Below are 10,869 nucleotides of genomic sequence, written 5' to 3'. Positions count from 1 at the left end.
TTCTATGAGGAAGGGCGCTGGGAGTTCATGCTCGCGCATCTCGATCTGGCCGCGCTCAAGCGCGAAGGTATCGCGATGGTGGCGGTCAACCTCAACCTGGATTGGCACTATCCCGCCACCGTGCATGATGAGCTGGTCATCACCACGCGGCTGGCCGAGCTCGGGCGCCGCAAGATGATCATGCGTCAGGAGATCCATCTGGGCGAGCGGCGCATGGGCGAGGTGCATCCGCGTTCCGGGGCGCTGGTCTCCAGGGCGGACTTCACCTTCGTGCTGATGAATACCGACACCGGTCGCGCCATGCCGCTGGACGGCGAGATCGGCGCGCTGCTGGGCGCGTTGGTCAGTGAAGAAACGGCCTGATCGCCCCTCAGCGGCGAGGCATGAGCCAGCAGGCCGCGCATATTGACGGCCGTACTACCGTACTGAGGTGTCCTTGCGGCGTCGTGTGAGCTGCTAGGCGCGCTCGCAAGTGATATAATGCCGCCACTTCGGTGCCGCGGAGCTGGCACCCCGTGTCTGCTTCACGCCACTGCCGCGCTGCAGTACCGACGGAGCATGCGTCGTTGCTGCAGTGGCGCCAACAGTTGAGTTCAAGGATTTGACGAATCATGGGTGAGATCGCCAGAGAGATACTGCCAGTCAACATCGAGGACGAGCTCAAGCAGTCGTATCTCGATTACGCGATGAGCGTCATCATCGGGCGTGCCTTGCCGGATGTTCGCGATGGCCTCAAACCGGTTCACCGTCGCGTACTGTTCGCGATGCACGAGCTGAACAATGACTGGAACAAGGCCTACAAGAAATCTGCCCGTGTCGTCGGCGATGTGATCGGTAAATACCACCCGCACGGTGACAGTGCGGTCTACGACACCATCGTCCGCATGGCCCAGCACTTCTCCATGCGTTATGTGCTGGTGGATGGTCAGGGCAACTTCGGTTCCATCGATGGCGACAGCGCCGCGGCGATGCGTTACACCGAGGTGCGCATGGCGCGCCTGGCGCACGAGCTGCTGGCCGACCTCGAGAAGGACACCGTCGATTGGGTCGACAACTATGACGGCACCGAGCGCATTCCTGCCGTGCTGCCGACCAAGACCCCGAACCTGCTGGTCAATGGCTCCTCCGGTATCGCCGTGGGCATGGCCACCAACATCCCGCCCCATAACATGGGCGAGGTCATCGACGGCTGTCTGGCGCTGATCGACAACGGCGATCTGACCATCGATGAGCTGATGGAATTCATTCCGGGGCCGGACTTCCCGACCGCCGGTATCATCAACGGCCGTGCCGGCATCCTCGATGCCTACCGCACCGGTCGTGGTCGTATCTACGTGCGTGCCGTGCATACCATCGAGCACAACGACAAGAACGGCCGTGATCACATCATCATCACCGAGCTTCCCTACCAGGTGAACAAGGCGCGTCTGATCGAGAAGATCGCCGAACTGGTCAAGGACAAGAAGATCGAGGGCATCGCCGAGCTGCGTGACGAGTCCGACAAGGACGGTCTGCGCGTGGTCATCGAGACCAAGCGTGGCGAGTCCGGTGAAGTGGTCGTCAACAACCTCTTCTCCCAGACCCAGCTTGAGACCGTGTTCGGCATCAACATGGTCGCGCTGCACGAAGGTCAGCCGAAGATCCTGAATCTCAAGCAGATTCTGGAATCCTTCGTGCGTCACCGTCGTGAAGTCGTTACCCGTCGTACCCTGTTCGAACTCAAGAAGGCGCGTGAACGTGGCCACATTCTTGAAGGTCTGGCGGTGGCGATCTCGAACATCGATGAGGTGATCGAGCTGATCAAGGGCTCGCCGAGCGCGGCGGAAGCCAAGGAAAAGCTGGTCGATCGTGAATGGCAGCCGGGTCAGGTGGTCGAGATGCTCGAGCGCGCCGGTGCCACTTCCTGCCGTCCGGAAGATCTGCCGGAAGGTCTGGGGCTGTCTGAAGACGCCAAGCACTACCGTCTGTCGCCGGCCCAGGCCCAGGCCATCCTCGAGCTGCGTCTGCATCGCCTGACCGGTCTCGAGACCGAGAAGCTGCTGGCCGAGTACTCCTCCATCCTCGAGCGCATCGCCGAGCTGATGGAGATCCTGTCCTCTGCCGACCGCCTGATGGAAGTCATCCGCGAAGAGCTGCGCGAAGTGCGTGCCCAGTACGCCGATGAACGCCGCACCGAGATCATGACCAGCCGTCGTGACCTGACCATCGAAGACCTCATCAACGAGGAAGACATGGTGGTGACGGTCTCGCGCAGCGGCTATGCCAAGACCCAGCCGCTGTCTGACTACCAGGCCCAGAAGCGTGGTGGCCGCGGCAAGTCCGCCACCTCGATGAAGGACGAGGATGTCATCGAGCACCTGCTGGTCGCCTCGACCCACGACACCGTGCTGCTGTTCTCCAACAAGGGCAAGGTGTACTGGCTCAAGGTCTACGAGATGCCGCAGGCGTCACGTGGCTCGCGCGGCAAGCCGCTGGTCAACCTGATTCCGCTGGACGACGGCGAGTGGGTCACCACCATCCTGCCGGTGCGCGATTACGCCGCCGACAGCTACATCTTCTTCGCCACCGCCAACGGCACGGTCAAGCGCACCGCGCTGAGCCAGTTCTCGCGTCCGCGCAGTGTCGGCCTGATCGCGCTGGACATCGAGGAAGGTGACCGTCTGATCGGCGCCGACATCACGTCCGGTTCCGACCACGTCATGCTGGTGTCCTCCAACGGCAAGGCGATCCGCTTCGAAGAGCAGAACGTGCGCGTGATGGGCCGTACCGCCCGTGGTGTGCGCGGCATGCGTCTGCTCGACGATGCACAGGTCATCAGCCTGATCATTCCGCGCACCACCGCGATCGATGACAACGAGATCGAGGTCGATGACGCCGCGGACGCGACGGCGGAAGGCGTCGAGAGCGCTGATGTGGCAACCACCGAGGGCGTGTCGGAAGACGGCGTCGCCAGCGGTGAGGTGCCGCAGTGCTACATCCTGACCGCGTCCGCCAATGGCTTCGGCAAGCGCACGCGCCTGGAAGAGTTCCCGCTGCGTGGCCGTGGTGGCCAGGGCGTGATCGCGATGCAGACCAGCGAGCGCAACGGTGACCTGGTCAGCGCGGTGCAGGTCAGCGACAACGACGAACTGATGCTGATCACCGACCGCGGCACCCTGGTACGTACCCGCGTCGCCGAGGTGTCCACCACCTCGCGCAACACCCAGGGCGTGACCTTGATCCGCACCGCGGAAGAGGAGCGTCTGGTGACGACGGTGCGTGTCGACGAGCCGGAAGAGGTCGTCGTGGTGCAGGATGAGCTGGACGAAGAGGCGCTGAGCACCGACGAACAGGTGCAGGCGGGAGATGACGCCGAGTCGACGGATACCCCGCCGACAGACGCGGAATAAGACGCTGGATTGCGACCGCCTTCGGGGCGGTCGCTTCACTTTCGGGAAATAAGACGACATGACACGCAAGTTCAACTTCTGCGCCGGTCCTGCTGCACTGCCGACCGCTGTCCTGGAGCGCGCCCGCGCCGAGATGCTGGATTATCAGGGCCGCGGACTGTCCGTCATGGAGATGAGTCATCGCTCCGACGAATTCGTGGCCATCGCCGAGAAGGCCGAGGCGGACCTGCGCGAACTGCTCGAGATTCCGTCCAACTATCGCGTGTTGTTCATGCAGGGTGGCGCTTCGACCCAGTTTGCGGGTGTGCCGCTGAACCTGCTGGGCGCGGGTGGCAGTGCCAACTATCTGTATACCGGTATCTGGGGCAAGAAGGCGATCAAGGAAGCCGAGCATCTGGCGGTGGGCAGCCACGTGGCGGCCTCCAGCGAGAGCAATGGCCTGATCGCCGTGCCGCGCCAGAACGCGATCCAGCTCTCGGGCGATGTGGGTTATCTGCACTACACCGCCAACGAGACCATCGGCGGCCTCGAGTTCGACTACATCCCCGAGGTGGCAGCGGATGGCGTGCCGCTGGTGTGTGACATGTCGTCTTCCATCCTGTCTGGCCCGCTGGATGTCAGCCGTTTCGGCGTCATCTATGCCGGCGCCCAGAAGAACATCGGTCCGGCGGGTCTGACGCTGGTCATCGTGCGCGAAGATCTGCTCGATCGCGCCCGCAAGGACTGCCCGACCATGCTGAACTGGAAGACGGCCGCCGAGGCCAATTCCATGTTCAACACGCCGCCGACCTACGCCTGGTATCTCTCCGGGCTGGTGTTCGAGTGGCTCAAGGACGAGGTCGGTGGCCTCGCCGCCATGAACGCGATCAATGATCGCAAGGCGCAGGCACTCTACGCGGCCATCGATGGCAGCGACTTCTATTCCAACCCGATCGTCACCGAGAACCGCTCACGCATGAACGTGCCGTTCGTGCTGGCCGATGACCGTCTCGACAAGACCTTCCTCGCCGAGTCCGAAGCGGCGGGTCTCTTGAATCTGGCCGGTCACCGCAGCGTCGGTGGCATGCGTGCCAGCCTCTACAACGCCGTGCCGGAAGCTGCCGTCACTGCGCTGGTGGACTTCATGGGCGACTTCGCGCGCCGTCACGGCTAAGGGAGGAGGTGAGATGTCGGATTCCAAGGAGAGCCCTGCGCCGCAGGCGGCGGGCAAGGCGGTGACGCTGGACGACCTGCGTCAGCGCATCGACGCCATCGACAACGAGCTGCTGAACCTGATCAGCGAGCGCGCGGGCTGCGCGCAGCAGGTCGCCGAGGTCAAGCTGGCGGCCGGTGACGTGGGCGAGGACGGCCAGGTGCAGTTCTACCGCCCGGAGCGCGAAGCCCAGGTGTTGCGTCGCATCATGGCCAACAACCCCGGCCCGCTGAAAGGCGAGGAGATGGCGCGTCTGTTCCGCGAGATCATGTCCGCCTGTCTGGCGCTGGAACAGCCGATCCGCCTGGCCTATCTCGGCCCGGAAGGCACCTTCACCCAGCAGGCCGCGCTCAAGCACTTCGGTGACAGCGCCGTGACCAAGCCGATGGCCGCCATCGACGAGGTGTTCCGCGAAGTGGAAGCGGGCGCGGTGCAGTACGGTGTGGTGCCGGTGGAGAACTCCACCGAGGGCGTCATCAACCACACGCTGGATTCGTTCATGGGCTCGCAGCTCAAGATCTCCGGCGAAGTGGTGCTGCGCATTCACCACCACCTGCTGGTGGGCCCGAATACGCGTCGCGAGAAGATCTCGCGCATCTATTCCCACGCCCAGTCGCTGGCCCAGTGCCGCAAGTGGCTGGATGCCCACTTCCCGCACGCCGAGCGCATCGCGGTGTCCTCGAATGCCGAGGCCGCGCGTCAGGTGCGCACCGAGTGGCATAGTGCGGCGATTGCCGGTGACATGGCGGCCAAGCTCTATGAGCTGGAGAAGGTCGAGGAGAAGATCGAGGACAGCCCCGACAACTCGACGCGCTTCCTGATCATCGGTGACAGCTCGGTGCCGGCGTCCGGCGATGACAAGACCTCCATCGTGGTGGCGATGCGCAACCAGCCGGGGGCACTGCACGACCTGCTGGCGCCGTTCCACCGCCACCAGATCGACCTGACCCGCGTCGAGACGCGTCCGTCACGCTCCGGTGCCTGGAACTACGTCTTCTTCATCGACTTCCGTGGCCACCGCGATGACCCGCTCATCACGGCGACGCTGGAAGAGCTGCGCCAGTGCGCGGCGGACGTCAAGGTGCTCGGGTCCTACCCGGTCGGTGTGCTGTGAGCGAGCTTGACCACGCGCGCCATGCTGCGTCGTCAGACCTGCTGTCCTCGCTGCCGTCAGCGGAGCGTCTGGCCGGCGAGCGGCGTATCCTGCTGGTCGGGCTGGGCTTGATCGGTGGCTCGCTGGCGGCGGCATTGCGCGCGGCGGGCCATCGCGGCGAGATTCTCGCCTGTGATCGTGACTCCAACGAGATCTGCCTCGGCCAGCGCATGGGGCTGATCGACGGTGGCAGCACGCAACTGGCGGCGCTGGTACCGGGTGCCTCGCTGATCGTGCTGTGCGTGCCGGTGATGGCGATGCAGAGCGTGATGGCCGAACTGGCGCCGTTGCTGGATGATGACGCCGTCATCACCGATGTCGGCAGCACCAAGGGCGCGATCCGCGATGCGGCGCTCGGCGTCTTCGGTCGCATGCCGCCGAATCTGGTGCTCGGTCACCCGATCGCCGGGTCCGAGAAGAGCGGTGTCGCGGCGTCCAATCCCGAGCTCTATCGCGATCACAAGGTGATCCTGACGCCGGAGCCGGACAGCGATGCCGAGGCCGTGGCACGCGTGGCGGCCATGTGGTCGGTATGTGGTGCCCAGCTTCTGAGCATGAGCGTGGCGCGCCACGACGAAGTGCTGGCGCGCACCAGCCACCTGCCGCACCTGCTGGCGTTCTCGCTGGTCGACAGCCTGGCGCGCCAGGATGAGCGATTGGAGATCTTCCGCTACGCGGCGGGCGGTTTCCGTGATTTTACGCGCATCGCGGGCAGTGACCCGGTGATGTGGCGCGACGTCTATCTGGCCAACCGCGATGCGGTGCTGGAGGCGTTGGATGAATTCGAGGCCGGGGTAGCGCGGGTGCGCGCTGCCGTGACCGCGGGCGATGGTGAGGCGATGCTGGGGATATTCACCCGCGCAAGCCACGCCCGACACTACTTCAATACCCTCTTGAAACAGACGAGTTATCAGACCATGGAACAGCAGAACGTGCGGTACCGTGCACTGCCGGGTGGGCAGGTTCAGGGGCGCATTCGTGTGCCGGGCGACAAGTCCATGTCGCATCGCTCCATCATGCTGGGCGCATTGGCGACCGGCGTGACCGAAGTCGAAGGCTTCCTGGAAGGGGAAGACAGTCTGGCCACGCTGCAGGCCTTCCGCGACATGGGCGTGGTCATCGAAGGCCCGCATCAGGGGCGTGTCACCATTCACGGTGTGGGTCTCAACGGCCTGAAGCAGCCGCCGGGCCCGCTGTATGTCGGCAACTCCGGCACCGCGATGCGCCTGTTCGCCGGCTTGCTGGCCGGTCAGGCCTTCGACACCGAGCTGACCGGTGATGCCTCGCTGACCAAGCGTCCGATGGACCGCGTCGCCAATCCGCTGCGCGAGATGGGCGCGGTGATCGATACCGCAGACAACGGCCGTCCGCCGCTGCGTATCCACGGTGGTCAGCCGCTCAAGGGCATCCGTTACGAGATGCCGATGGCGTCCGCGCAGGTCAAGTCGTGCCTGCTGCTGGCCGGTCTCTACGCCGAAGGCGAGACGCGTGCCATCGAGCCGGCGCCGACGCGTGATCACACCGAGCGCATGCTCAATGGCTTCGGCTACAAGGTCGAGCGTCAGGGCGCCGAGGCGTGGTTGAACGGTGGCGGCAGCCTCGAAGCCTGCCCGATCGACGTGCCGGCCGACATCTCCTCCGCGACCTTCTTCCTGGTCGCCGCGGCCATCACACCGGGCTCCGAACTGGTGCTGGAGCACGTCGGCATCAACCCGACGCGCATCGGCGTGATCAACATCCTCAAGGCGATGGGTGCCGACCTGAGCGTCTCCAATGAGCGCGAAGTCGGCGGCGAGCCGGTGGCAGACCTGCACATCCGTTATGCGCCGCTCAAGGGCATCGACATTCCGGAAGACCAGGTGCCGCTGGCCATCGACGAATTCCCGGCACTGTTCATCGCCGCTGCCAATGCCGAGGGCATGACCCGTCTGCGTGGCGCCGAGGAACTGCGCGTCAAGGAGTCCGATCGCATCCAGGTGATGGCGGATGGTCTGGCGCAGATCGGCGTCGAGCACGAAGTGGTCGCGGACGGTATCGACATCCGTGGTGGCGCCTACGGTGGCGGCCTGGTCGACAGCCACGGCGATCACCGCATCGCGATGGCCTTCAGTGTCGCGGCGCTGCGCGCCCAGGGCGAGATCCTGATCGACGACTGCGCCAATGTCGCGACCTCCTTCCCGAACTTCGTGGCGCTGGCCGCTGAAGTCGGCATGCAGGTCGAGAACCTCGGTGCCGTGGCACCCGGCCAGGAGGCTTCATGAGCGGGGAAGCGACACCTCATCACAGCCAGATCTGCGACGCGCCGGTGTTGACCCTTGATGGCCCCGGCGGGGCAGGCAAGGGCACCATCAGTCGTCTGGTCGCGTCGAGCCTGGGCTGGCATCTGCTGGATTCCGGTGCGCTTTATCGCCTGACGGCACTGGCCGCCGAGCGTCATGGCGTGGCGCTGGAAGACGAGGACGCCGTGGCGACCATCGCCGAGCACCTCGATGTGCAGTTCGATGCCGAAGGCGACGCCACCAGCGTGATTCTGGAAGGCGAGGACGTCACCCGTGACATCCGTCTCGAGTCGGTCGGCAACAATGCCTCCATCATCGCGGCCCAGCCGCGCGTGCGGACTGCACTGCTGGCGCGCCAGCGTGCCTTTGCGCGTGCGCCGGGCCTGGTGGCCGATGGTCGCGACATGGGCACGGTGGTCTTCACCGGTGCGCCGCTCAAGATCTTCCTGACGGCGAGCGCCGAGGAACGTGCGCGTCGTCGTCATGCCCAGTTGCAGGAAGCGGGTGTCGATGCTAATATTTCGAGCCTTTTGACAGAAATACAGGCGCGCGATGCGCGTGACATGGGCCGGGCAGTCGCCCCGCTCAAGCCTGCAGACGACGGCGTGATCCTCGATACGACGGATCTCGACATCGACCAGGTGATCGAACGCATCCAGCAGCTGCTGGTCGAATACGGCCTGGTAGCGGCGCGCTGAGACTCGAGTCTCAGCCTGTAAGTCGTCAGAACAACGGATTGATCGCCTGCTGTTGCAATACGGCCTCCGGGTCGGGCAGCAGCGGGTTTCGCTCGCTTCGCGAGTGATGATGCAGAACCCAGATGACACCGAGGTGTCATCAACCCCCCGGCAAGGTGTCATGGGGTGCATCGGCGGCAAGCGGAAAGCCGGTGTATCTCGAACCAGCGTCAACGCCCCCGGGGATATGTAGATATGGCCCGTGCTTGCTGGTGGTACGGAGACTGCGGTGCAAGCCGCCCCAAACGTTGATCATGTAGGAATACCATGAGCGAGAGCTTTGCTGATTTATTTGAACAGTCACTCCAGGACATCAACATGGAGCCGGGCGCAATCGTGTCCGCTACCATCGTGGATATCGATGGCGACTGGATCACTGTCAATGCCGGTCTGAAGTCTGAAGGTCAGATTCCGTCTGAACAGTTCCGTGACGAAAGTGGCCAGCTGTCCATCAGCATCGGCGACGAAGTCATGGTTGCACTGGAAGCCGTGGAAGATGGCTTCGGTGAGACCCGCCTGTCCCGCGAGAAGGCCAAGCGTGCCGAAGCGTGGAAAGAGCTGGAAGCCGCCTTCGAGAAAGACGAGATCGTCAAGGGCGTGATCAACGGCAAGGTCAAAGGTGGCTTTACCGTCGACATCAACACCATCCGTGCCTTCCTGCCGGGTTCTCTGGTCGATGTCCGCCCTGTGCGCGACACCGCCCACCTCGAGAACAAGGAGCTGGACTTCAAGGTCATCAAGCTCGACGCCAAGCGCAACAACGTTGTCGTGTCCCGTCGTGCCGTCCTCGAAGCCGAGAACAGCGCTGAGCGTGAAGCCCTCCTGGCCACTCTGCAGGAAGGTCAGCAGATTCAGGGTATCGTCAAGAACCTGACCGACTACGGCGCCTTCGTCGACCTCGGCGGCGTTGACGGCCTGCTGCACATCACCGACATGGCATGGAAGCGCATCAAGCATCCGTCCGAGATCGTTGCTGTCGGCGACGAGATCAATGTCAAGGTGCTGAAGTTCGACCGCGAGCGCAACCGTGTGTCTCTGGGTCTCAAGCAGCTGGGCGAAGATCCGTGGGTCAACATCAAGGCTCGCTACCCGGAAGGCGCCAAGATCAACGCACGCGTCACCAACCTCACCGACTACGGCTGCTTCGCCGAGCTGGAAGAGGGCGTCGAAGGTCTGGTCCACGTGTCCGAAATGGATTGGACCAACAAGAACATCCACCCGTCCAAGGTCGTCAATGTCGGCGATGACGTGGAAGTGATGATTCTGGACATCGACGAAGAGCGTCGTCGTATCTCCCTGGGTATCAAGCAGTGCACCACCAACCCGTGGGAAGACTTCAGCGGCAAGCACAACAAGGGCGACCGTGTCTCCGGTACCATCAAGTCAATCACTGACTTCGGTATCTTCATCGGTCTGGAAGGCGGCATCGACGGCCTGGTTCACCTCTCCGACATTTCCTGGAACGAAGCTGGCGAAGAAGCCGTGCGTCGTTACAAGAAGGGCGAAGAAGCTGAAGCGGTCATCCTGTCCATCGATCCGGAACGTGAGCGCATCTCTCTGGGCGTCAAGCAGCTCGAGAGCGATCCGGTCTCCGAGTACCTGGCCGTCAACGACAAGGGCGCTATCGTGTCCGGTCGTGTTGTCGACATCGATGCCAAGGAAGTTCAGGTAGAGCTGGCGACTGACGTCATCGCTATCCTGAAGGCTTCTGAAATCAGCGCTGACCGTGTCGAAGACGCACGCAACGTCCTGAGCGTCGGCGATGCTGTCGAAGCCAAGATCGTCGGTGTGGATCGCAAGAGCCGCCTGATCAACCTGTCCGTCAAGTCCAAGGACCAGGTTGAAGCACCGCGTCGCGATGCTGCCAAGCCGCGTACCCAGGAAGTCGAGAGCAACGGCCCGACTACCATCGGTGATCTGATCAAGCAGCAGCTGGGTCAGGAGTGATCCCGAGACACTCCGCCTCCTCGTGAGGTGGGGAGTCCGGATCCACGCTGAGGTGACATGCCTCTGGTAGTCACCTCAGCGTCTCCGAATCGGTATCCTGCATGAGACGCATGTCATATGCGGGAACGAAAAAAACCGCCACCCTTCGGGGTGGCGGTTTTTTCATGCCTGG

The 10,869-nt window shown here is 63.5% G+C and carries 7 protein-coding genes; all 7 read left to right on the top strand.

Annotated features, from left to right (window positions below; genetic code table 11):
• A partial coding sequence (locus tag AC4FAH_RS09315; protein ID WP_490245940.1) for an acyl-CoA thioesterase occupies window positions 1–363 on the top strand: 363 nt, incomplete at its 5' end.
• A gap of 248 nt (window positions 364–611) precedes the next feature.
• Window positions 612–3,389: a DNA gyrase subunit A gene (gene gyrA, locus AC4FAH_RS09310; protein ID WP_225347139.1), complete on the top strand. Its 2,778-nt coding sequence runs from the start codon at window positions 612–614 to the stop codon at window positions 3,387–3,389.
• A 58-nt stretch (window positions 3,390–3,447) separates the two neighbouring features.
• The gene (serC, locus tag AC4FAH_RS09305) at window positions 3,448–4,542 is read left to right on the top strand and encodes a 3-phosphoserine/phosphohydroxythreonine transaminase (RefSeq protein ID WP_054555590.1); all 1,095 of its coding nucleotides are present in this window, start codon (window positions 3,448–3,450) and stop codon (window positions 4,540–4,542) included.
• Between the two features lie 13 nt (window positions 4,543–4,555).
• On the top strand, window positions 4,556–5,695 hold the full coding sequence (pheA, locus tag AC4FAH_RS09300; RefSeq protein WP_052384256.1) for a prephenate dehydratase: 1,140 nt from the start codon (window positions 4,556–4,558) through the stop codon (window positions 5,693–5,695).
• Window positions 5,696–5,763: 68 nt separating this feature from the next.
• Entirely contained in the window at window positions 5,764–7,995 is a 2,232-nt protein-coding gene (locus AC4FAH_RS09295; RefSeq protein WP_225348167.1) for a bifunctional prephenate dehydrogenase/3-phosphoshikimate 1-carboxyvinyltransferase, read from the top strand.
• Window positions 7,992–8,711: a (d)CMP kinase gene (gene cmk / locus AC4FAH_RS09290; protein WP_225347138.1), complete on the top strand. Its 720-nt coding sequence runs from the start codon at window positions 7,992–7,994 to the stop codon at window positions 8,709–8,711. The genes AC4FAH_RS09295 and cmk overlap by 4 nt, the downstream gene beginning before the upstream one ends.
• Before the next feature lie 306 nt (window positions 8,712–9,017).
• Window positions 9,018–10,697, top strand: a complete 1,680-nt coding sequence (gene rpsA, locus AC4FAH_RS09285; protein ID WP_043331442.1) for a 30S ribosomal protein S1 — start codon at window positions 9,018–9,020, stop codon at window positions 10,695–10,697.
• Window positions 10,698–10,869: the final 172 nt, after the last annotated feature.

The sequence above is a fragment of the Cobetia sp. genome, from assembly GCF_983723665.1.
Note: the sequence above shows the minus strand (reverse complement) of the source record. Positions and strands in the feature narration are given on the sequence as shown.